Origin of the sequence: Arsenophonus sp. PmNCSU2021_1, from assembly GCF_036919435.1 — a bacterium.
Lineage (GTDB): Bacteria > Pseudomonadota > Gammaproteobacteria > Enterobacterales > Enterobacteriaceae > Arsenophonus > Arsenophonus nilaparvatae.
Window position 1 is genome coordinate 59802 of sequence record NZ_JAZHPL010000004.1, and the last position, 22524, is coordinate 82325.

The window sequence follows — 22524 nt, forward strand, 5'->3', positions numbered from 1 at the left end:
ATTAATTAGTGATTATCGCCACACAAAAGAAGAAATTATGTAAAATAAACATGCTAGATTGTTATCCATAAAAAACCTAATGTTATTGTTGGTATAATTTAAAATATATAAGGAACAGAATAGATTATGAATTGTTAATAAAAAATTTTATTAGATAAAAACTTCGTTAAAAACATGATTCAAGCCTTTTAATAAATGAAATATCATGCAATTTCTAAGCGTTTTATCATGCTTTCATGGTTGTCGGAAATTGCGTTTTAGCGCTAAGGAGACCCGTAATGGCAGGCAAAGAAAAAAAGACTATAGAATTAGTCGATAAAGATGCAGAAAAAATTGAGCTTGAAGTACTAAACCCTACACTTGGGATCGATGTAATTGATGTCCGAGGATTAGGCTCCAAAGGTTATTTTACCTACGATCCTGGCTTTACCTCAACCGCATTCTGCGAGTCTAAAATTACCTATATAGATGGAGATAAAGGTATTCTTTTGCACCGCGGATATCCTATTGATCAATTGGCTACCAATTCTACTTATTTAGAAGTTTGTTATATACTACTTTACGGTGAAAAACCTTCACAAAACGACTATGACAACTTTAAAAAAATTGTCACTGAACATACAATGATCCACGATCAAATTACTCTGCTTTTGCAAGGTTTCCGTCGTGATTCTCATCCAATGGCAATCCTTTGTGGTGTAACCGGCGCACTAGCGGCTTTCTATCACGACTCATTGGATGTTAATAATCCGCGTCATCATGAAATAGCGGCATTTAGGTTACTATCAAAAATGCCTACCGTTGCAGCAATGTGTTATAAATACTCTATTGGTCAACCTTTTATTTACCCAAAAAATTCCCTCTCTTATTCTGCGAATTTCCTTCATATGATGTTTGCTACACCTTGTGAAAAATATCAGGTTAATCCAATCATAGAACGGGCCATGGATCGTATTTTTATTTTGCATGCTGATCATGAACAAAATGCATCAACTTCAACAGTAAGAACTGCGGGTTCTTCTGGCGCTAATCCATTTGCTTGTATTGCTGCTGGAATCGCCTCTCTTTGGGGACCGGCTCACGGTGGTGCCAATGAAGCCTGTTTACGCATGCTAGAAGAGATTCAAACTGTCGAAAATATTCCTAAATTTATCAAACGGGCAAAAGACAAAGATGATCCCTTCCGTTTAATGGGATTTGGCCATCGGGTTTATAAAAATTATGATCCCCGCGCAACTGTGATGAAACAGACCTGCGATGAAGTACTTAAAGAACTTAAATTAAATGATAATATATTAGAAGTCGCCAAGCAGTTAGAACATATAGCCCTAAATGACCCCTATTTTATTGAGAAAAAACTTTATCCCAATGTGGATTTCTATTCTGGCATCATTTTAAAAGCAATAGGGATCCCAACAACCATGTTTACGGTTATTTTTGCTATTGCTCGTACAATTGGTTGGATTGCTCACTGGAACGAAATGCATGATGAAGAATTAAAAATAGCACGTCCCCGTCAATTATATACCGGCTATAAACAAAGAGATTTTCATAGCGATTTAACCAAAAAATAGTTAATTATTATTGATAAATAAACTGTGTCTTACTATTTTATTTTGCATAAACAATCATCATATAGAATACAAGACACAGTTTGGTGATAACCCTTGGTTTTAATACTTTTTAGCTGGCTTGGTGTTTATCCTTACAAAAATTAGGCAGGATTGGCTATATCGATAAAAGTCACCTCAAATCCATAATCTTTTTGCAGCCATTCACCTAACATTTTAACGCCAAATCGCTCCGTTGCATGATGACCTGCGGCATAAAAATGGATCCCCATTTCTCTGGCAATATGGATCGTTTGCTCAGAAACTTCACCTGTCACAAAAGCATCAACACCTGCCTCGGCGGCTTGTTGAATAAAATTTTGTCCGCCCCCTGTACACCAGGCAATGGTACTGATCTCTTTTGGGCCATTATCACCACAATACAAGGGTTGACGAGCTAACTTATTGGTTAAACGCGACATTAAATCATCAGCCGTTATCGGTTGAGCAAAACTACCCATTGGCAATAAAGGCGAAATAAGCTTTTCAAACCGAACCCCCATGATATTCCCCAACTGCGCGTTATTTCCCAAAATGGGATTGGCATCAAGGGGCAAATGATAACCATAAAGGTTAATATCATTGCAAAGCAATGTTTTTAATCGATTACGCTTCATATTAAGAATAATGGCGGCTTCATTTTTCCAAAAATAACCATGATGAACAATAATCGCATCTGCAGCTAATTTTACCGCTTCATCAAGTAACGCTTGCGATGCAGTCACACCGGTCACGATTTTTTTTACCTCTGAGCGCCCTTCCACCTGAAGCCCATTGGGCGCATAGTCTTGATATTCATAAATATTCAAGTGCGTATTGATTAGTTGTTCTAATTCAATATTATGCATTACTTACTATCCTATTTGTAAAACTGATTTATTTTATTAAATATTAAACTTAAAAATATGTTTCACAACGACTTAAAACAAAAACGCCCTATCACAACCAGTAATAGGACGTTTTATTTTTTAATCAATTAATGACTTCATCGATTCGGTATCTTCAGCGCTGGCCAACCAAACGGGTTTATCACTAGTCTTTAGCCACATGCGGTGTAGGTAACTATAAAAGCGGCTACGATCATGTCGAAAAATCATGATAGGAAAAGCCACAATGCCTAATAATACAACACCAACACGACGCAAGAGAACTTGATGCCAAGGGTATTGACGATACTCAGACATAAAGATCCTCCTTATAAAGTTATCAATTGATATAAACAATTGAGATATATTATGTAATGAATGAAAATTTTATCTGATAAAAACCAGCATTACTACTCATCAGACCACTTTTTTTGCTGTTTTTATCAGCACTTTTCTTTATATCGTAATATCGTAATTTATTTGCTTATTAAACAATAAAAAAGCAGTCATTATTACAATAAATAAACATTATATTAACTATAGTTTATTTATTGTAACAAAAAATAGCGATAATAGTAATAACAGACAAACTATTATATTGGTATTTTTATACTATTTTTACACTATGAGTAGACTTTTTATCAGATTCTTTGCATTGAAAGACTTAAGCTTAGTACATTAAAATCATGAGGAGACAAACTGTGTCCATCTTTTCTATCACAGGGATCATTCTAATTGGAATATTATTTCTCTATTTGATTTATGCGCTTACTCATGCGGAGGATTTTTAAATGGTAAGTAGTGCTTTATTAATTGCCAGTTTTTTAATTCTCCTGCTTGTTATCGCTAAATTTGTAGGAAATTATATCGCTTTATTGATTGAAAGTGATTTACCGATCTGGGTTTTCAAAATAGAATCCGGCTTATGGAGTTGCTGTCGGTTGCGCAAACCCGGCGGTGAAATACATGAAATGAATTGGCGACAATACGTTACTGCGCTGCTGCTGTTTAACGTTATTGGTGGCGTATTTCTCTTTCTGCTATTAATCAATCAATACAATCTACCGCTCAATCCACAAAAATTTGTCAATCTAAATTGGGATCTTGCACTTAATACCGCAATTAGTTTTATCACCAATACTAATTGGCAAGCCTATAGTGGAGAACACACCTTAAGTTATTTTAGTCAAATGACGGGATTAACGGTACAGAATTTCTTATCTGCTGCTACCGGTATTGCAGTAGCTTTTGCGCTGATCCGCGCCTTTGCCCGCCAGGGGGTAAAAACGCTGGGCAATGCCTGGATAGATATTGCTCGCATTACACTCTATCTTTTACTACCACTGGCGATTATTTTTGCCTTATTTTTTGTCAGCCAAGGTGTATTACAAAATTTTTCGCCGTATCTAGTGGTAGAAACATTACAAACCCAAAACCAAATTATCCCAATGGGACCCGTCGGTTCGCAGGAAGCAATCAAATTATTAGGTACTAATGGCGGTGGATTTTTTGCCACCAATTCAGCACACCCTTTCGAAAATCCTACCGCGTTAACCAATTTTAGCCAAATGATTGCCATTCTTTTAATTCCCACTGCACTCTGTTTTGCATTTGGCCGCGTGGTCGGTGATAGTCGGCAAGGTACAACATTAATTTGGACAATGGGGATCATTTTCACTCTTGCTATCGCTATCGTTGTTTACGCAGAAATGCAAGGTAACCCACAATTGATGCTTTCAGGTGCTAACAGTAATATTAATCTGGAAGGTAAAGAAAGTCGCTTTGGGATTTTAAATTCGGCACTCTATGCTGTCATCACAACAGCAACCTCCTGCGGTGCAGTAAACGCCATGCATGATTCTTTTACTGCATTGGGCGGGATGATACCAATGTGGATTATCCAACTTGGTGAGGTGGTATTTGGTGGCGTAGGTTCCGGGTTATATGGCATGCTACTATTTGTTATGCTAGCCGTTTTCCTGGCGGGTTTAATGATAGGTCGAGCGCCTGAATATCTGGGGAAAAAAATCGAAATTCAGGAAATGAAATTAACCGCTATCGCTATTTTAATCACCCCCGCTTTAACATTGCTAGGAACAACACTGGCGCTTTTTACCGAAGCAGGACGCAGTGCTATTTTAAATCCTGGCGCTCACGGCTTTAGTGAAGTTCTTTATGCGTTTTCCTCAGCTGCGAATAATAATGGTAGCGCTTTTGCAGGATTAAATAGCAATAACCTATTTTATAATATTACGTTGAGTATTGTTATGTTTGTCGGTCGTTTTGGCTTAATTACTGCAGTAATGGCTATTGCGGGTATTATAGTAAGGAAAAAGCGCCAGCCCGAGAGCTTTGCCACATTACCCACTCATGGCCCACTCTTTATTGGCTTGTTAATACTAACTGTTTTCGTTATTGGTGCACTCACTTTTTTGCCTGCCCTGGCACTTGGACCAATTGCTGAACATTTACAACTTTGGCATTCCGTCCAATAAGGGAATATAAATGAACAAAAATATCAGCCTATTGTTTGATAGTAAATTGATCCACCAAGCATTATTTGACGCTATTAAAAAATGTGCGCCACAAATTCAGTGGCGCAATCCAGTTATGTTTATCGTTTATATCGGTAGTATATTAACGACATTAATTTGGTTTTATCAATTATTCACACCTTCAGTTGACAACAGTACGCTATTTACCGGCATTATTGCGGTTTGGTTATGGTTTACCGTTCTATTTGCTAATTTTGCCGAAGCATTGGCTGAAGGGCGCAGTAAAGCGCAAGCAGCTAGCCTTAAAGGTGTTAAAAAACAAAGCATTACTGCTCGTTTAGCCAGTGCCGATTATCAGGCAGCAAAAGAGAAAATTAACTCTGATCAAATAAGAAAAGGCGATATCGTACTGGTTGAAGCGGGCGAAATTATTCCTTGCGATGGTGAAGTACTTGAAGGAGGAGCTTCCGTTGATGAGAGTGCCATTACCGGTGAATCAGCCCCTGTTATTAGAGAGTCTGGCGGTGATTTTTCTTCAGTAACGGGAGTAACGGGAGGAACGCGGGTACTATCTGATTGGTTAATTATCCAATGTACGGTCAATCCTGGTGAAACTTTTCTTGATCGCATGATTTCGATGGTTGAAGGTGCTCAACGACGCAAAACACCTAATGAAATCGCCTTAATCATACTATTAACTGCATTAACAATTATTTTTCTATTAATCTGTTCAACCCTCTATCCTTTCAGTTTATTTAGCGCTGAAATCAATGGTAGCGGTAGCCCAATTTCTATTGTGGTACTGATTGCGTTATTAGTTTGTTTGATCCCGACTACGATCGGCGGATTACTCTCTTCAATTGGCGTTGCCGGTATGAGCCGAATGTTAGCCGCCAATGTGATCGCAACCAGTGGACGCGCTGTAGAAGCAGCCGGTGATGTCGATGTCTTATTGCTCGATAAAACAGGTACTATTACCTTAGGTAATCGCCAAGCGTCTAAATTCTTACCCATTAAAGGTGTTTCAGAGCAACAACTGGCTGATGAGACACCAGAAGGACGTAGCATTGTTATCTTAGCTAAGCAATTGTTTAATTTACGTGAACGTGATCTACAGGCATTAAATGCCACTTTTGTTCCCTTTTCTGCCATGACACGTATGAGTGGCGTAAATGTGGGTGATCGAGTGATCAGAAAAGGCTCAGCCGATTCTATTCGTCGTTATTTGGAAACCAGTCATGCCAGAGTCCCAGCTGAAACAGAAAAATTAGTCGAAGAAGTTGCCCGTAAAGGGGAAACACCATTAGTTGTTGTTGAGAATCAACAAATTCTTGGGGTTGTCGCCTTAAAAGATATTATAAAAGGAGGCATCAAAGAACGTTTTGCTGAAATGCGCCGGATGGGAATTAAAACCGTGATGATCACCGGTGATAACCATTTGACGGCGGCAGCCATTGCCGCTGAGGCCGGTGTTGATGATTTCCTGGCCGAAGCAACCCCTGAAGCTAAACTGGCATTGATCCGCCAATATCAGGCAGATGGGAGCCTAGTTGCTATGACAGGTGATGGTACTAATGATGCGCCAGCTCTGGCACAAGCCGACGTTGCTGTTGCCATGAATTCTGGCACTCAAGCAGCAAAAGAAGCCGGTAATATGGTCGATCTTGACTCAAATCCAACTAAGCTTATCGAAGTCGTTCATGTTGGTAAGCAGATGTTGATGACCAGAGGCTCTCTTTCAACCTTTAGTATTGCTAATGATATTGCCAAATATTTTGCCATTATTCCTACCGCTTTTTCAGTGACCTATCCTCAGCTTAATATATTAAATATCATGCAATTACACTCGCCTTCTTCAGCGATCCTGTCAGCAGTTATTTTTAATGCATTAATTATTGTTGCTCTGATCCCATTAGCGCTAAAAGGTGTTAGTTACCATCCGATGAGTGCAATAGCATTACTACGCCGTAATTTATGGATTTATGGATTAAGTGGTTTAGTTATACCATTTATTGGTATCAAGTTGATTGATCTACTGCTTAGCCTGTTTATGTCCTAATAAGGTATTGAATATGAATGTGTTACGTTCTTCATTTGTGTTATTCATTTTTCTAACTATCACAACCGGAATTGTTTATCCATTATTTATCACTGGTTTATCAAATGCTTTCTTTAATTATCAAGCTAAAGGCTCATTGATTGAAAAGAATAACCGTACTATTGGTTCGGCACTGATTGGCCAATCGATTACTGATGTTAAATATTTTCATGGGCGGCCATCAGCAACGCCTGATAGCCCTTATAATCGATTAGCCTCCAGTGGCAGTAACTTGGCGGTCAATAATCCCGAATTGCAAAAACAGTTTGCTGTTCGTTCTCAACAAATTAAAATTTTCAATAATCAAAATAACGTGCCCGTTCCTGTCGATCTGATAACGGCTTCAGCCAGTGGATTAGATCCTCATATTTCACCAAGTGCAGCATATTATCAAGCAGCTAGAGTTGCTAAAGTGCGCCGACTCGCTTTACATAAAATTAGACACTTAATTACCGATAACACCGAACGACCTTTCTTTAGTTTCTTAGGTGAACCTGTCGTTAATGTGCTTAAACTTAATATAGCTCTTGATGTACTTGAACAATCTGAGAATGCAAAAATACAATAAGGTTGATAGATGGAGAGCCAGGAACCGAAACGCCCTACCCCAGAAGATTTATTGAGTATTGCCAATGAAAAAATTCGCGGCAACTTAAAGATCTTCTTCGGCGCCTACGCTGGAGTAGGAAAAACCTATGCAATGCTACAAGAAGCCCAACGGCTTCGGTCTCAAGGGCTTGATGTTGTCATTGGTGTGGTAGAAACGCACAATCGATCAGAAACTGCTGCGTTATTGGAAGGTTTGCCACAACTGCCAACAAAACGGATCCGCTACCACGGACGTAAAATTAATACCTTTGATATTGACGGTGCTTTAGCACGTCACCCGGCCATTATTTTAATGGATGAATTAGCTTTTAGTAACCCGCATGGCAGTCGTCATCCTAAACGCTGGCAAGACGTTGAAGAGTTATTAGATGCCGGTATTGATGTTTTAACCACCATCAACGTACAACACTTAGAGAGTTTAAACGATATTGTCGGCAGTATTACCGGTATTCTCGTGCGTGAAACGGTACCTGATCATATTTTTGACCAAGCCAGTGAAATTGTTTTAGTCGATTTACCACCTGACGACCTACGCCAACGGCTGAATGAAGGAAAAGTCTATATTGCCGGACAAGCCAAACGAGCAATTGAACATTTCTTTCGTAAAGGCAACTTAATTGCCCTAAGGGAGTTATCACTAAGACGTACCATCGATCGTGTCGATAATCAAATGCGTGAATACCGCGATACCCAAGGTTACTCTCAAGTTTGGCATACTCACGATAACTTATTAGTTTGCATTGGTCACAACATAGGAAATGAAAAATTGGTTAGATCGGCAGCCAGACTTGCCGCTAAGCTGGGTTGTAGTTGGCATGCCGTGTATGTAGAAACCCCTAAATTACATACCATAGCTGAGGAGAAACGACGCGCTATTCTCAAAGCACTAAAATTGGCGCAAAATTTAGGCGCAGAAACCTCAACCCTGGCTGATACAAATGAAGAAAAGGCTATTTTAGATTATGCTCGCGAGCATAACTTAGGTAAAATTATTATTGGTCGTAAGCAAAATAAAACGTGGAGACTACTAAACTGTAAAATTCGCCCTGATTTTGCTGAACGCTTAGGCAAGTTAGGACCTGATTTAGATCTGATTATCATTGCACTGGATGAAAGTACCTCATGGGAAAAGGAGACTGAACGCCGGCCGCTAAGTGACAAATGGCGAGGAAATATCCAGGGTTATCTGTTCGCCGCTCTGTTATGTATTACCATCACCCTATTTTCTAATCGCTTTTTGCTTAATTTCGATCAAGCTAATATTGTCACTGTATATGTATTAGCGATTGTTATTATCGCTCTGCTGTATGGCCGAAATCCTTCCATCTTTGCTGCATTTATTAATGTTATCGGTTTTGATCTGTTTATTGTCCAGCCCCATTTTTCCTTTGTTGTTTTTGATATGCAATATTTGATAACCTTCATTGTCATGCTGGTTGTTGGTCTTTTAGTAGGTAATCTCGCTGCTGGTATGCGCTATCAAGCTAAAGTCGCTCGTTATCGTGAACAACGGACTTGCCATCTTTATGAAATGACCAAAGAGCTAAGCCGAGCTCTGAATGAAATAATGAAATTGATATTGCAAAAACAGGTTATCATTTCCTTTCCAATGCCTTTAAAGCAAAAGTCAGTCTGTTGCTACCCAATGATCATCAACAACTGGTTCCGCTTAAACTGGCTGACTATGGTCAAGTGCAAATTGATCAAGCAATTGCATTATGGAGCTTTGATAAAAATCAACCAGCGGGTGCCGGAACAGATACATTACCTAGCGTGCCTTATCAATTACAACCGATTGCGACTTCAAAAGAAACTTTAGCCATATTAGCTATCGAACCACAAAATTTGCGTCAATTACTGATCCCGGAACAGCAACGACTGCTACAAACTTTTACCGGCTTGATTGCCAATGCATTTGAACGATTACAACTTGCTAGACAAGCAGAATCTGCCAAACTGGATGCTGAACGCGAACAACTGAGAAACTCTTTATTGGCAGCACTTTCTCATGATTTGCGGACCCCACTCACAGTAATATTTGGCCAAACAGAAATATTGATGTTAGAATTAAGTGCTGAACATTCACCTCATACCGAAAAGGTTAACCAAATACGTCAGCAAATCCTAAGTACCTCAAGATTAGTCAATAATCTGCTAGATATGGCGCGGATCCAGTCCGGTGGCATTATACCAACTCTTACCTGGGAATCATTACAAGAAATTATCGGTAGCGCATTACGTTCTCTCGAATATGCATTAAAAAGCCATCCAACTAAAATTAATGTTCCTGCTGATCTATTACTTTATTGCGATGCCAATTTACTCGAACGTGTGATCATTAATTTACTGGAAAACACAATTAAATACTCAGCTGAAAACTCTCCTATTGGCATTGATGCCTACCCTCAAGGTAAATATGTCCATATTGAAATTTGGGATAAAGGTATCGGCATACCGGAAGGACAGGAAGAATTTATTTTTGATAAATTTTCTCGAGCTAAAAAAGAATCTTCCATTCCTGGTGTGGGTTTAGGCCTGGCCATTTGCCAAGCGATTATTGAGCTGCACAATGGCGAAATTTGGGCGGAGAATAACAAAAAAAGTGGAGCAACTTTCCACTTTGTTTTACCTTTAAAAGAAGTTCCTACTATAGAAGAGGGAATTGAAACGGAGTGATCCAGCACAATATTTTAATCATTGAAGACGAAAAAGAGATACGACGATTTGTCAAACTGGCATTAGAAGGTGAAAATTTTCGTGTATATGAAGCAGAAACCTATCAGCGAGGACTAATCGAGTCAGCAACCCGCAAGCCGGATTTGTTGATCCTCGATCTTGGCTTACCTGATGGTGACGGTATTGATTTGATCCGTGACTTACGCCAATGGAGCCATATTCCAGTATTAGTATTGTCGGCACGGGCAGATGAAACAGATAAAGTGATGGCGCTGGATGCCGGTGCAGATGATTATTTAACCAAGCCATTTGGCATCAGTGAACTACTGGCCAGAGTGAGAGTTGCCCTACGCCGCTATGCACGTAAAAATCAGCTAGACCCAATATTTCGATTTGGTGATATTAGTGTTGATTTAATCAATCGACGAGTAACGAAAAATCAGCAAGAACTCCACCTTACTCCAATTGAGTTTCGTTTGCTCAGTGAATTTATCGCTAATAGCGGCAAAGTGTTAACTCAACGTCATCTGCTACGGCAAATATGGGGTCCTAACTATGTTGAACATAATCATTACTTACGTATTTATATGGGACATTTAAGGCAAAAATTGGAAGACGATCAAACTCAACCAGTACACATACTGACTGAAACTGGAATTGGCTACCGCTTTATGCCTTAATAAAAATCAACTTTATCTTTATTATGATAATGCACTTAATTTTGCATTATCACTGCTTTTATCAATATTTAACCCAACAAATCTATTATGTGACCTTTATAGATTAACACCCTTCCGGCCCTATAGGGCAAGGGGATGTCAAAGGGATATTAATATAGAACCTAACCGATCTGCTCTTATTTCGGATAATTAATTTAAGTTAGACACGAGTTTCGCAATCTCCAAAAAAGAAGTATAAATTTAAAAACAAGAAAAAATCAGGGTGTTCATATTTTGTCGGGTTATCCATGTATTAAAGATATCTATAAAACATTCTTACAAGTAAGCAGTTTAAGATACTCTGGTTTAGCGTTATCAGAAGTAAGCCCATCGCCTTTATCTCATGACACTGTTAGCCGATGGCTAAAAAGTAGATGTTTTAGACCTAAAGACCTATGGCGATTAGTTGAACCTTCTATAGACAAAAAAAGCCCTTGCGTACTAATTGCCGATGATACATTGATTGCCAAAACACGTAGTAAAAAAATAGAGATGGTCCATTATCAATATTCAGGTAATGAACATGATGTTATTGCTGGCATAGGTTTAGTTAATTTGCTTTGGCATGATCTGACGAAGGTTGAATCAATTCCTATCAATTATCGTATTTATGATAAAGATTCTGATGGAAAAACAAAAAACACGCACTTTTCCGAAATGCTCACTCTTGCTAAAAAAAGAGGGATCATGCCAGAAGCGGTAGTGATGGATGCTTGGTATTCTAGCCTGGATAACCTGAAATCAATTCGCTCTCATGGTTGGGTCTGGGTAACCACGCTGAGGAAAAATAGGATTGTTAACCATAACAAACAACTGAACAAGTTAGACATCTCAGAAGAAGGAACGTCAATACACTTGCGAGGATATGGTTGGGTAACCGTTTTCAAATTTACAGCCAAAAACGGCCGTATTGATTACATAGTAACAAACAAAGAGAATCCCACCCATCAATACCTCAAATCTATCATGGATGCCCGTTGGTCTGTTGAAGTTTATCATCGAGAAGTTAAACAAAACTGTGGTATTGAACGCTGTCAGGCTCGCACGAGCCGAGCGCAAAGAAATCATATTTTTCTCGCTATTTCTGCGTGGTTTGAACAACATAAACGTCGTATATCTGAAAAAATAACCCTTTATCAACAAAATTGGGACGTAATCAAAAGTGCTATTACTGAGCAAATCCGTGTTTTATTAGCGTACCCAAATTAGTTTTGTGCGAAACTCGTGTTAGAATCAAATAAAGCAATTCTGGGAATTAAAATTTACCAGACAGGAAAAATTTTATTATAAGAAATGAAAATCTTGTCTATGTTATATAAACATCAGTTTCCACTACAGGAACAATAAATCAATCTGCTAAACCCCTTTTATGTTTTAGCGACTAATACTCAGCTCCATTCTTAACTTCTCACTATTATTGTAACAGAAAATTTACTTTTCCATTGTTTCCCCACCACTATTTAAGTTATATAATTTAGATACGGGTATAACTATAAATAAGTTTTATTTTAAATAAAGGATTATTTAAAAAATGAATTATTCAAAATGTTTATTCTTTTCACTGGTTGTATTAATACATACTGAAAATACAGCACATGCTGACAGAAATTTTTTATGGCATAAAATAAATGAAAATTGTGTACCGGGATACATTAATAAAGACACTTATCAACCATGCAGCCTGGTTGATATCAATGAAAAAATTGCGATATACAAAGTTGATAATGATAAATATCAATATCTTTTATTACCAACTGACAAAGTAACGGGTATTGAGGATGATAAATTACAAAAAAACAATTCACCAAATTACCTTTATAACGCATGGCTGGCAAAAACATTTTTGACAGAACGACTTGGTAAGCCGATTAAGGAACGTTTTATTTCATTAACATTAAACGCCAAAAATGCTCGTAGTCAGGACCATATTCATATATCATGCTTATCTAATTCTGCAAATAAAATCATATCAAAAATACCAGAAAGAGAAATAGATACAGACTGGTCTAAAAAACAGATAACAATACCACCTTATTCTTTTTATTACAGAAAAATAAGTCTAACTGAATTAATGAATAGCAATCTATTTAAATCTGTAGCAGAGAAAGTAAAAAAAGAACAAGGCAAATTAGAATATACAGGAGTTGGGCTGATTAATAGAAATTCAGACACCTTCATTATTTTAGCAGGGATAGGAACAAAGTCCAAAGGAGTATCTGCTGAACGGATTCAGGATCATGAATGTGAACTTGCAGAGCAATAACATAGAATCAATAGTTATAATTATATAAACCAAGGAAATATATTTTTATATATCCAGCAATTTTAATTATTTATTTTTTAATGAGAATAATTTCCTTATATTAATTTTTCATTATTAACGTGAGATAATAGCTAAAATTTAAACTGACAGTTTTCTATTCATATAATTTAATTAAACATGACCCATTAATAACGCAATATAATCTCATTATTAATGCGTTAAATGACAAAAGGTAAAAACACAAGCTCTCCCGCAGAAATCAGTCATTGATAGCTAAACCTTGCCAGTTTGTTATCTCCCCATTTCTTTAAGAATAATATTGGTATACTCGACAATAGGCTCTCTGATATGCTGGCTGTTTTCATCATCGGTAAGCATTGTTAATAAATGAACTATTTCATAATATTTCAAACAAATAACCTAAAAAATAATATCGAAAACTTGAATTTGACATGACTAAGATATCAACTTACAAGTTGATTAAACGCACTGGGATCTCAAATGATGGCAAAATGAGATCGCTGTAACTGTACTAATCGTTTTGAGTAGTGGGGGGTCGCAATTAAAAATCTCTACCCTATGCGCAAAAAATTTATCGTCACTACAATAAAATAAAAATTGAATTTAACACCGTTATTTTGACGGTGTTTTAAATCCATTTATAAAAATAAATTTAAATGTTAATCAAAAAGAAAATAAAAAATTAAACATAAAATAAATTAATAGAAAAATTATTCCCCAACGCCAAAATAGTTTTTATTGATATATGCGCATTGATTTAAGTTAAATAGATTTAACTCAACTGAATTATCTTATCATCTATTATGATATATTAACATTTCTATTTTATTTAAAATAATTTTTCCTTTTTTACTTTCATTATTGTTCTTTTTTAATCTCATTATTATTTAAAAAATAATAAGATAAGATTGCTTTTTATTATATTTTAATGATGAGGAACAATAATGAAATGTAGACACGCAAAAAATACTGATTTAGAAAACGTCAATGATATTCTAGCGACGGCCTTTTCTGAAGAACCGGTACACAAGCTTATATTTCCAGGTCGTGACCGTGATAGTCTTATTGATGTATTGCGGAATTTTTTTCGTATATACGTTAACCTTGCATGCAGATATGGCGGCATACTTCTTACAGACACGAGTTTCGCACGGGCATATAAAATTCTAGAAATGGCTTCAGAACAATAATTAATCTGTAACTTGCTAAGACGTATAAATTTACTTAAATTACAATAAGTTATTTTTAATTTATGAGATTTTTTCTATTTATATATTATGCTGAATTAAACTTAAAAATAGAGCGTTTTTTTATTGGTGCGAAACTCGTGACAGAAAATGATGCTGGTGCTTTGGTCTATTTCCGGCCTGAATCTATGCCAATGCCAAAAGAAGAACTTACTCAAATTGATAACCAGTTACGCAAAGTGTGTGGAGCAGACTATTCGAAAGCCGTAGCGTTTATAGACGGACTTGAGCAATATCATCCACATGCCTTTCGTCATTACTATATATCACGAGTTTCGCACAGGCCTATAAAATTCTAGAAATGGCTTAAAAGTAATGATTAATCTGCAAGTTACTGAAATGCATAAATTTACTTAATTTACAATAAGTTATATTTAATTTATAAGGTTTTATCTATTTACATATTATGCTGAATTAAACTTAAAAATAGAGCGTTTTTTTATTGGTGCGAAACTCGTGAAGATATCTATAAAACATTCTTACAAGTAAGCAGTTTAAGATACTCTGGTTTAGCGTTATCAGAAGTAAGCCCATCGCCTTTATCTCATGACACTGTTAGCCGATGGCTAAAAAGTAGATGTTTTAGACCTAAAGACCTATGGCGATTAGTTGAACCTTCTATAGACAAAAAAGCCCTTGCGTACTAATTGCCGATGATACATTGATTGCCAAAACACGTAGTAAAAAAATAGTGATGGTCCATTATCAATATTCAGGTAATGAACATGAGGTTATTGCTGGCATAGGTTTAGTTAATTTGCTTTGGCATGATCTGACGAAGGTTGAATCAATTCCTATCAATTATCTTATTTATGATAAAGATTCTGATGGAAAAACAAAAAACACGCACTTTTCCGAAATGCTCACTCTTGCTAAAAAAAGAGGGATCATGCCAGAAGCCGTAGTGATGGATGCTTGGTATTCTAGCCTGGATAACCTGAAATCAATTCGCTCTCATGGTTGGATCTGGGTAACCACGCTGAGGAAAAATAGGATTGTTAACCATAACAAACAACTGAACAAGTTAGACATCTCAGAAGAAGGAACGTCAATACACTTGCGAGGATATGGTTGGGTAACCGTTTTCAAATTTACAGCCAAAAACGGCCGTATTGATTACATAGTAACAAACAAAGAGAATCCCACCCGTCAATACCTCAAATCTATTATGGATGCCCGTTGGTCTGTTGAAGTTTATCATCGAGAAGTTAAACAAAACTGTGGTATTGAACGCTGTCAGGCTCGCACGAGCCGAGCGCAAAGAAATCATATTTTTCTCGCTATTTCTGCGTGGTTTGAACAACATAAACGTCGTATATCTGAAAAAATAACCCTTTATCAACAAAATTGGGACGTAATCAAAAGTGCTATTACTGAGCAAATCCGTGTTTTATTAGCGTACCCAAATTAGTTTTGTGCGAAACTCGTGATATAGTGAAATCAACATTTCATGGGTATGAATTAAAAGTCCTTGAAGCTCATCTTTATTACCATTAATAAAAAAATTAATATCCTTTATTAAAAATTTATCTATATAGAGAGATAGTATCGCTAAGTTATTTAGGTGATCATGCAAAACAAAAGCATGCCCGATAATATTAAGTGTTTTGATTGGTTCAAAGACTTTTTTAACTGGCCATATGGAATTAATTTTAATATTTTCATCCCAAGAAAAAGGCGAAACCTGATTTAATGCCTTAATAATGACCGGATCAATGTCTTGAGTTTTTTTATTAAGATAGTTATTAACAAGATCATCAGATAAATCACTAATAATAATCATGTCATCTGTGTTTTTTTATTCATCACAGCGTAGACGTAGTTTACCTTGTCATATTTCGCTAATTGTTTATCCAGATGCTGCTTGATGTAATTATTTTTTTCAGTATTTGAAAAAAATTTTTTAGGCATTAAATTTGTTCCTATTGTAAATGATGATGATATTTTCTTAAAATTCCTTAATGATTGATGAGATCTCTGACTTAGACTGATAGACATTGTTAGCTAAAAATCCCTGCTCAGTATCGTTTTTGGTAAAATGAATTTTTCCCCTTGACTAACGGTAAGGGGAAATTTCTTGCAAAGAAGTTTAACAAAAACCATTTCTACCACATCACTGTTAATGTAATTTATTGTCATACTAATCGGAATTGATTTACAAAAATAGCTTTTTCGATGAACAAGGGGTGTTTTGTCGCATGTAGGCTTAATTTCTCGCGCCCTATCTTTTGAATAAACATTCAATTTTTGTTCAACCTGTGAATTTCTATTAATAAGATTTGTTTAACATTTTACGATAGCAATCTGATTAATATCAGTCGTCCAATATTAGATAAAAATATCACCATAATTCCTTTGTGATAGATCTTTAATCTTTAAAATAGGTTTCTTAATTCAGGCTCTGTTAATCCAGTGAATTTCATAATAGATTTTCTGTCGATACCGCTTTCAAGCATCTGACAGGCAATATTCATCGAAGCTTATTTTTCACCTTCCCGTTTTCCTTTCTCAATACCCTCTTGAATGCCTTCAATTTTTCCTTTTTGAATTCCTTTCAGAATGCCTTTTTTTCGCCTTCTCGACGTAGCTGTTCTGCAATAGTCATTACGACCTCCCGATAATCATCCGCTTTCGCTTTTTCCGCAATCTGATGCAAAAATTGTTTTGCATGAGAAGTATTCCCCCGCTCAACAATATAATATATTAATCCCTTAAACAACTCCGGCCCCATTGCATACTGATTTAATAAATCAGCTATCTGCTGACTAAATTCTAGCATATCGCGGGTTCTGATATGTTTCTGTACCACACGAGTTTCGCACAGGCCTATAAAATTCTAGAAATGGCTTAAAAGTAATGATTAATCTGCAAGTTACTGAAATGCATAAATTTATTTAATTTACAATAAGTTATATTTAATTTATAAGGTTTTATCTATTTACATATTATGCTGAATTAAACTTAAAAATAGAGCGTTTTTTTATTGGTGCGAAACTCGTGTACTAGTTCCATGAGCGCCACTCGTCGATGGGTTAAAATTTCCTCATCCGGGATCACTTTGATATCAACCAACGGAAATACCTGCATATAGACAGATTTTGCCAGTTCCGCATCAGCAAAACAATCCAGCCATTAAGTACTGTAAGGATAGAGTGAAGTTTTACCTTGATAAAACAACAGCAGTATCACGACCGGCAACGTTTTATTACCTTGCTCAAGGTGCCGATGCATAGCCGCCACACTATATCTTAACAACCTAAAAGCCATCAATTTTTCCGGCTTATTCTGATGTTCAATGAGAGTATAAATATACCCCTTTCCTGTTGTAGTTTGCACAGAATAGAGCATATCAGAGCATTGACTACGCAGGTCTGATTCAATAAAACGGCACTGTTGCAATAGTGCCATTGATAATTATCGCCAGGTTGGTGGTTGGATTGTTTTTAAAACATCATTATAGTGTTTTATGGCATAACCAGTCATTATGTCAGATAAAACCGCTGTACAAGTGAAGGCTTTATTTGTCCCGAGTAGTCGATTTTTCCAATCATTGAATTTATCCTGACCAATCAGTGTTGGATCAATTGTGTGAGCTTTTTCCATTAGGGCATAAGCATAATATCTGAGCATCAGATGAATAACGGGTGAAATGAAAACTGCAGATAACGAAAAAAGATGTTCAGCTTTTCTCCTATCTGTACTTGACGTTAAATCATATAATTTCATAATCCGGTTGTAATTTTCATCATTCAATATATAACCTTGTTTTAAATCAAGTACGCGAGAGAAAACTTCACTTAATTCCTGTTGATAAGTGTCATCCACTAGTTTTGTAGCATAGGCTTTAGATTTTGTGGCATCTATGAATAACGATTTAAGCTGGTCACCTAAATCTAAGGTCTCGATCAACTGATAAAATTTTGATTGATTCAAGCTATAAGAAAAGTGCGGCGCAAAAAGGGGAAAACTTTCGTTGTAACATTGCTTCAAACTGTATTCTGTTGGGCTTAAACATTTTCCATCTTGAAAAAGATAAACGTGATCCCACTTAGTATCCAGACCCGGATGCAGCATTTGTGATAAAATATTTTCAGAAGCAACTAGTACTCTGTTAGGTGTCGTTGATAATAATAGAAAATTTTGCGCATTGTTATCTGACCAGTCTGCATTGCCTTTGTAATCACCAAAAATTTCTTTAATATCTCCATGCTTTAGTTGTTGCTGAATTTCAGGCATACTGAGATACTTTTCATACAGACTGTGGCCTGCATCAATACCCTGAGTTCTGGCTGCCAATAAGACTTGAATAAAGTTACTATTAAATTCAGAAGAAACCATTAGATGTGGATGTTGGTCAAAATAATTAAGAAATAGGTTTGTTATTGTTATTGTTATTGTTATTGTTATTGTTATTGTTATTGTTATTGTTATTGTTATTGTTATTGTTATTGTTATTGTAGAACGATTTTCTAGCAAACTGAGTAAATTTGGTGAAAGATTTTTTAGATAATTACTCGTTAGTGTATTAACAAAATGACTAAGTATACCCATTGGTCATAAATGACGTTTTGCCAAAAATGTCTAGTAATGGTAATGTGACATTAATAAGATTTGCATTAGATTTTTCTAACGAAGTAATTAACTGGCAGGCCAACTTTATTTTTAGTTCATTATATTTATTATCAATACTATTGATACTCGTTAATAAACTACTTTGATTGTTAAAGTGATTAAGTGTAATATATCTGGTCGCGCAAGGGAACTTCCCCCCTGCGCTCCCACGGAACCGGACGTGACAGTCTCCCGTCATCCGGCTCTTGTCGTTGACCGTTCACGCCGCGTACAAATTTCCCAGTGTGCAAACAGACAGGGCTTAGCGCTCTGTATCCTTCTCAACCATTCATATGCCTGAGCCAGGCTACCGTGTACCCGCTTATATTTGCGGGCGACCCATTTCGCAAGGTGCAGATCTATATGACTGGCTATACAGTCCATCGCTGACCGATAAAAGCGTCCATAATACTTAATCCAACCTCGTAACATGGGATTGAGCCAGCGTGCCATTACTTCCAAAGACAACGGAGTTTTGTGACTCAGATCCCAGCCCCGTACCGTCTGCCGGATTGCCTTCGCAGCTCTGGCGCTTATCGCTGGCAGGAAATTCACTGACAGCTCTCCCTCTTTCGATAATGACTTTCTTGGCCTGAATGTATAGCCCAGAAAGTCGAAGCTGATTTCAGGATATGCCCCCGTTCTTTCCCTGTCCTTGCAGTAGACGACTTTCGTCTTGCCCGGACTCATTTCCAGCTTACATTCACCCAGGCGCGCTCTGAGCCTGCCACGCAACATCATTGCCTGCGCATGGCTCTTGCAGTGGATGACAATATCATCAGCGTATCGCTCAAACCGGACGACAGGAAATTCCCGTTTCATCCACATGTCGAATGCATAGTGCAGGAACAGATTTGCCAACAACGGACTAATGACGCCCCCTTGAGGCGTACCTTTATCCCTTGTCTGCACAGTCCCATCCGGCATCTGTACCGAAGCGGTCAGCCATCGCTCAATGTAGAGCAACACCCACTTGTAATCCGTGTGCTTGCGCACCGCCTTCATCAGGAGCTCATGATCGATGTTATCGAAGAACCCTTTGATGTCTACATCCAGCACCCAGTCAGTGCGCCAGCATCGTTGCCGGGCTAGCTTCAGGGCATCGTGCGCAGATTTGTGTGGGCGGTAGCCAGGAGTCATCGTGGAATAGTGGCTCCAGAATCGGCTCCAGCATGTTTTTGACCACCATCTGCGCGATGCGATCAGAGACCGTAGGTATCCCCAGCGGTCTCGTTCCACCCGTCGCCTTTGGTATCTCAACACGCCGAACTACTGGCGGCATATAGCTGCCCGAAGCCATTCGATTCCAGATTTTGTATAGGTTCCCCAAGAGGTTCTTATCAAATTCCTCGATCGACTGACCATCGATTCCGGCACTGCCTTTGTTGGCTTTTACCTTCTTGTACGCGCACCAGACAGCCTGTCTAGATAACGCAAACGGTTTGGACTGGCTCACAGGCTCCTCCCGCTTGCGCGGTTGACCTGTAATACAGCCCCAACGACTGGCCCCCTTCGCTCCACGCCCATTACAGGCGTTTCATCACTACTACAGAACCATCTGCCCCTGTGCCCCGCATTGGTACTTAGGCGCTCACAGGGCTTCTGTTCGACGCCGCTCCCTTCGCATCGGGACGACAGGTTCCCACGTTCCATGCCAGAGCCTGTGTTATGCTCATGCTGTCTATATGCCGGATGCCGACCAGCCAGTAACCAGATAACCGCTGGACTTATCACGCACCGCTTAGAAAGCGCGTTTTTGACATCATCTTGTTCCTTTCGACACTGCATCTACAGTTCACTTTCGTTCATCATCACAACACATACATGACGCATCTGACTGCGCCTTTTCCCTGACGCCCACCACCACCGCTCTTAACAGCAGCAGCTCAGGGTAGTTTGAAGGCTGCGTCTGGACACCGCCTCCGAGGGGCCGACCCTCATCTCTCGCACAGCATTGCACCCTTATTTGCCTCAGGGTGCATTCGTGGCACACCTAAGCTATCATCATTCCATATTTTTGGAAGAGATAAAGTTAAAGTATTATTTAGGATGGCATCTGAAAAATTAGCAGCATTAATATTTAGCTCTTTTAAAATGGCATTACTGAAGTCAACTTTACTTAAGTTAGCGCCTATCAAGTCAGCTCCTGTCAGATTAGTATTGGTTAAATTAGCCCCGATCAAATCAGCGTGAGCTAAATTAGCGTTCATTAAGTTAGCATTGGTTAAATTAGCGTCAATTAATATGGTGTTTCCCAGCTTAGCCCGAGTTAGATTAGCGCCTGTCAGGTCAACTTCTATCAGATTAGCGCCGACTAAATCACTATCATCCATTTTTACACCGACCAAATTAGCCTGAAACAAATTAGCGTTATTTAGATTAGCTATGTTTAGATTAGCCCCTTTTAGATTAGCTTCTACCAATCTAACATATGCCAGATGAGCTAGAGCTAGATTGACGTTTATTAATTTAGCACGAGTTTCGCACAGGCATATAAAGTTCTAGAAATGGCTTAAAAGCAATGGTTAATCTGTAAGTTACTAAAACACATAAATTTTATTAAATTACAATAATTTGTATTTAATTTATAAGGTTTTGTCTATTTATATATCATGCTGAATTAAACTTAAAAATAGCGCGTTTTTTTATTGGTGCGAAACTCGTGTTTAGCTTTCTTTAAGTCAGCTCCCGTCATTTTAGCACCTGTCAGGATAGCTTTCGTCAAGTCAGCTTCCATCATTTTAACACCCTTCCGCTTAGCGTTGGCTAGATTACTACCATCCATTTTTGCACCAATCAGATTAGCTTGCAGCAAATTAGTGTCTTTTAGATTAACCTTTTGTAGCGTCGCTTTTTCTAGATTAGCGCCGGATAAGTTCGCTAATGAGAGGTTAGTTTTACCATTAAAAAGAGATGAAAGATTCATATCGCTTAAATTTGCTCCCGATAAATCAATAACAGAATTATCATTTCGATTAGCTAATGATTTTTTTAATGCATCCGAGTTTTTCCTCTGTCGATCCAGTTAAAAAAACATCAGATGACCCACCCCCAAATTTATCCACCATTTTAGAACCCATTCCACCCAGACCTTGCGTTTTCAGATGATAAAGTCGTTCTCGTATTAAAATAGGCGCTAATGTTAGATTACCCACATCGTCTTTAAGATATCTACGACCATACAGGGCTCCGGTTTCTGAATTAATCTGAACAAAGATATCTTTACCCTGTTTTTTACCAATATTAACGACAAAAACTTTCTTTTTTAACTCAGTGCGGTAAGCGGTCTCAATTTTAAATGATTTAGCC

18 protein-coding genes and 4 pseudogenes are annotated in these 22524 nt (G+C 37.7%); 11 read left to right on the forward strand and 11 right to left on the reverse strand.

What is annotated here, in order from left to right; all coding sequences use genetic code 11:
• Window positions 1–278 precede the first annotated feature (278 nt).
• Window positions 279–1574 (forward strand): citrate synthase, encoded by a 1296-nt coding sequence (locus V3224_RS04630; RefSeq protein ID WP_334468866.1) that lies wholly within the window; start codon window positions 279–281, stop codon window positions 1572–1574.
• A gap of 140 nt (window positions 1575–1714) precedes the next feature.
• Here the strand turns inward: V3224_RS04630 and V3224_RS04635 are convergent, their stop codons facing one another.
• Window positions 1715–2458 carry a type 2 GTP cyclohydrolase I gene (locus tag V3224_RS04635; RefSeq protein WP_334468868.1) on the reverse strand — a complete coding sequence of 248 codons (744 nt, stop codon included), beginning with the start codon at window positions 2456–2458 and terminating at the stop codon, window positions 1715–1717.
• A gap of 120 nt (window positions 2459–2578) precedes the next feature.
• The gene (locus tag V3224_RS04640; RefSeq protein ID WP_334468870.1) at window positions 2579–2794 is read right to left on the reverse strand and encodes a YbfA family protein; all 216 of its coding nucleotides are present in this window, start codon (window positions 2792–2794) and stop codon (window positions 2579–2581) included.
• A gap of 368 nt (window positions 2795–3162) precedes the next feature.
• Between V3224_RS04640 and kdpF the strand changes: the two genes are divergently transcribed.
• The 8 genes and pseudogenes from kdpF to V3224_RS04675 all read left to right on the forward strand — a co-directional run bounded on the left by kdpF (window position 3163) and on the right by V3224_RS04675 (window position 13336).
• Window positions 3163–3267 carry a K(+)-transporting ATPase subunit F gene (gene kdpF / locus V3224_RS29745; RefSeq protein WP_148305596.1) on the forward strand — a complete coding sequence of 35 codons (105 nt, stop codon included), beginning with the start codon at window positions 3163–3165 and terminating at the stop codon, window positions 3265–3267.
• The gene (kdpA, locus tag V3224_RS04645) at window positions 3268–4971 is read left to right on the forward strand and encodes a potassium-transporting ATPase subunit KdpA (RefSeq protein ID WP_334468871.1); all 1704 of its coding nucleotides are present in this window, start codon (window positions 3268–3270) and stop codon (window positions 4969–4971) included.
• A 10-nt stretch (window positions 4972–4981) separates the two neighbouring features.
• Complete coding sequence (gene kdpB, locus V3224_RS04650; protein ID WP_334468873.1) at window positions 4982–7030, forward strand: potassium-transporting ATPase subunit KdpB; 2049 nt, start codon at window positions 4982–4984, stop codon at window positions 7028–7030.
• A gap of 13 nt (window positions 7031–7043) precedes the next feature.
• Complete coding sequence (kdpC, locus tag V3224_RS04655) at window positions 7044–7637, forward strand: potassium-transporting ATPase subunit KdpC (RefSeq protein ID WP_334468874.1); 594 nt, start codon at window positions 7044–7046, stop codon at window positions 7635–7637.
• A 9-nt stretch (window positions 7638–7646) separates the two neighbouring features.
• A pseudogene (kdpD, locus tag V3224_RS04660) lies at window positions 7647–10354 on the forward strand (two-component system sensor histidine kinase KdpD).
• Complete coding sequence (gene kdpE / locus V3224_RS04665; RefSeq protein WP_334468875.1) at window positions 10351–11034, forward strand: two-component system response regulator KdpE; 684 nt, start codon at window positions 10351–10353, stop codon at window positions 11032–11034. Before kdpD ends, kdpE begins: the two are co-directional and overlap by 4 nt.
• Window positions 11035–11307: 273 nt before the next feature.
• Window positions 11308–12282, forward strand: a complete 975-nt coding sequence (locus V3224_RS04670; protein ID WP_334468876.1) for an IS701 family transposase — start codon at window positions 11308–11310, stop codon at window positions 12280–12282.
• Window positions 12283–12604: 322 nt separating this feature from the next.
• Entirely contained in the window at window positions 12605–13336 is a 732-nt protein-coding gene (locus V3224_RS04675) for a CDP-diacylglycerol diphosphatase (RefSeq protein ID WP_334468877.1), read from the forward strand.
• Between the two features lie 291 nt (window positions 13337–13627).
• Here the strand turns inward: V3224_RS04675 and V3224_RS04680 are convergent.
• Window positions 13628–13738: pseudogene (locus V3224_RS04680) on the reverse strand (PipA/GogA/GtgA family type III secretion system effector); the annotation flags it as partial.
• 946 nt (window positions 13739–14684) lie between these two features.
• On the opposite strand from V3224_RS04680, the gene V3224_RS04685 reads away from it, so the two are divergent.
• Together V3224_RS04685 and V3224_RS04690 are read left to right on the forward strand one after the other, a co-directional pair.
• Window positions 14685–14903 (forward strand): hypothetical protein, encoded by a 219-nt coding sequence (locus V3224_RS04685; protein WP_334468878.1) that lies wholly within the window; start codon window positions 14685–14687, stop codon window positions 14901–14903.
• Window positions 14904–15017: 114 nt separating this feature from the next.
• A pseudogene (locus tag V3224_RS04690) lies at window positions 15018–16015 on the forward strand (IS701 family transposase).
• Here the strand turns inward: V3224_RS04690 and V3224_RS04695 are convergent.
• The 8 genes and pseudogenes from V3224_RS04695 to V3224_RS04730 all read right to left on the reverse strand — a co-directional run bounded on the left by V3224_RS04695 (window position 15998) and on the right by V3224_RS04730 (window position 22141).
• The gene (locus V3224_RS04695) at window positions 15998–16387 is read right to left on the reverse strand and encodes an autoinducer binding domain-containing protein (RefSeq protein WP_334468879.1); all 390 of its coding nucleotides are present in this window, start codon (window positions 16385–16387) and stop codon (window positions 15998–16000) included. The pseudogene V3224_RS04690 and the gene V3224_RS04695 overlap by 18 nt on opposite strands.
• 771 nt (window positions 16388–17158) lie before the next feature.
• A complete protein-coding gene (locus V3224_RS04700; protein ID WP_334468880.1) occupies window positions 17159–17413 on the reverse strand; it encodes a hypothetical protein in 255 nt (84 codons plus the stop codon).
• Between the two features lie 185 nt (window positions 17414–17598).
• A pseudogene (locus V3224_RS04705) lies at window positions 17599–18003 on the reverse strand (Rpn family recombination-promoting nuclease/putative transposase); the annotation flags it as partial.
• 15 nt (window positions 18004–18018) lie between these two features.
• Entirely contained in the window at window positions 18019–18942 is a 924-nt protein-coding gene (locus V3224_RS04710) for a hypothetical protein (RefSeq protein ID WP_334468881.1), read from the reverse strand.
• Between the two features lie 468 nt (window positions 18943–19410).
• Complete coding sequence (locus tag V3224_RS04715; protein ID WP_334468883.1) at window positions 19411–20355, reverse strand: group II intron reverse transcriptase/maturase; 945 nt, start codon at window positions 20353–20355, stop codon at window positions 19411–19413.
• On the reverse strand, window positions 20279–20671 hold the full coding sequence (locus V3224_RS04720) for a hypothetical protein (protein ID WP_334468885.1): 393 nt from the start codon (window positions 20669–20671) through the stop codon (window positions 20279–20281). Before V3224_RS04720 ends, V3224_RS04715 begins: the two co-directional genes overlap by 77 nt.
• A gap of 481 nt (window positions 20672–21152) precedes the next feature.
• Window positions 21153–21710, reverse strand: coding sequence for a pentapeptide repeat-containing protein (locus tag V3224_RS04725; protein WP_334470295.1), 558 nt, complete (start codon window positions 21708–21710; stop codon window positions 21153–21155).
• A gap of 131 nt (window positions 21711–21841) precedes the next feature.
• Window positions 21842–22141 carry a pentapeptide repeat-containing protein gene (locus V3224_RS04730; protein WP_334468888.1) on the reverse strand — a complete coding sequence of 100 codons (300 nt, stop codon included), beginning with the start codon at window positions 22139–22141 and terminating at the stop codon, window positions 21842–21844.
• Between the last annotated feature and the right edge of the window lie 383 nt (window positions 22142–22524).

What these genes read in the sequence shown, in the direction of transcription:
- V3224_RS04630 (WP_334468866.1), top strand. Translation starts at nt 279, where the DNA reads ATGGCAGGCAAAGAAAAAAAGACTATAGAATTAGTCGATAAAGATGCA.
- V3224_RS04635 (WP_334468868.1), bottom strand. Translation starts at nt 2,458, where the DNA reads ATGCATAATATTGAATTAGAACAACTAATCAATACGCACTTGAATATT.
- V3224_RS04640 (WP_334468870.1), bottom strand. Translation starts at nt 2,794, where the DNA reads ATGTCTGAGTATCGTCAATACCCTTGGCATCAAGTTCTCTTGCGTCGT.
- kdpF (WP_148305596.1), top strand. Translation starts at nt 3,163, where the DNA reads ATGAGGAGACAAACTGTGTCCATCTTTTCTATCACAGGGATCATTCTA.
- kdpA (WP_334468871.1), top strand. Translation starts at nt 3,268, where the DNA reads ATGGTAAGTAGTGCTTTATTAATTGCCAGTTTTTTAATTCTCCTGCTT.
- kdpB (WP_334468873.1), top strand. Translation starts at nt 4,982, where the DNA reads ATGAACAAAAATATCAGCCTATTGTTTGATAGTAAATTGATCCACCAA.
- kdpC (WP_334468874.1), top strand. Translation starts at nt 7,044, where the DNA reads ATGAATGTGTTACGTTCTTCATTTGTGTTATTCATTTTTCTAACTATC.
- V3224_RS04675 (WP_334468877.1), top strand. Translation starts at nt 12,605, where the DNA reads ATGAATTATTCAAAATGTTTATTCTTTTCACTGGTTGTATTAATACAT.
- V3224_RS04695 (WP_334468879.1), bottom strand. Translation starts at nt 16,387, where the DNA reads ATGATTATTATTAGTGATTTATCTGATGATCTTGTTAATAACTATCTT.
- V3224_RS04710 (WP_334468881.1), bottom strand. Translation starts at nt 18,942, where the DNA reads ATGGTTTCTTCTGAATTTAATAGTAACTTTATTCAAGTCTTATTGGCA.
- V3224_RS04715 (WP_334468883.1), bottom strand. Translation starts at nt 20,355, where the DNA reads ATGACTCCTGGCTACCGCCCACACAAATCTGCGCACGATGCCCTGAAG.
- V3224_RS04730 (WP_334468888.1), bottom strand. Translation starts at nt 22,141, where the DNA reads ATGAATCTTTCATCTCTTTTTAATGGTAAAACTAACCTCTCATTAGCG.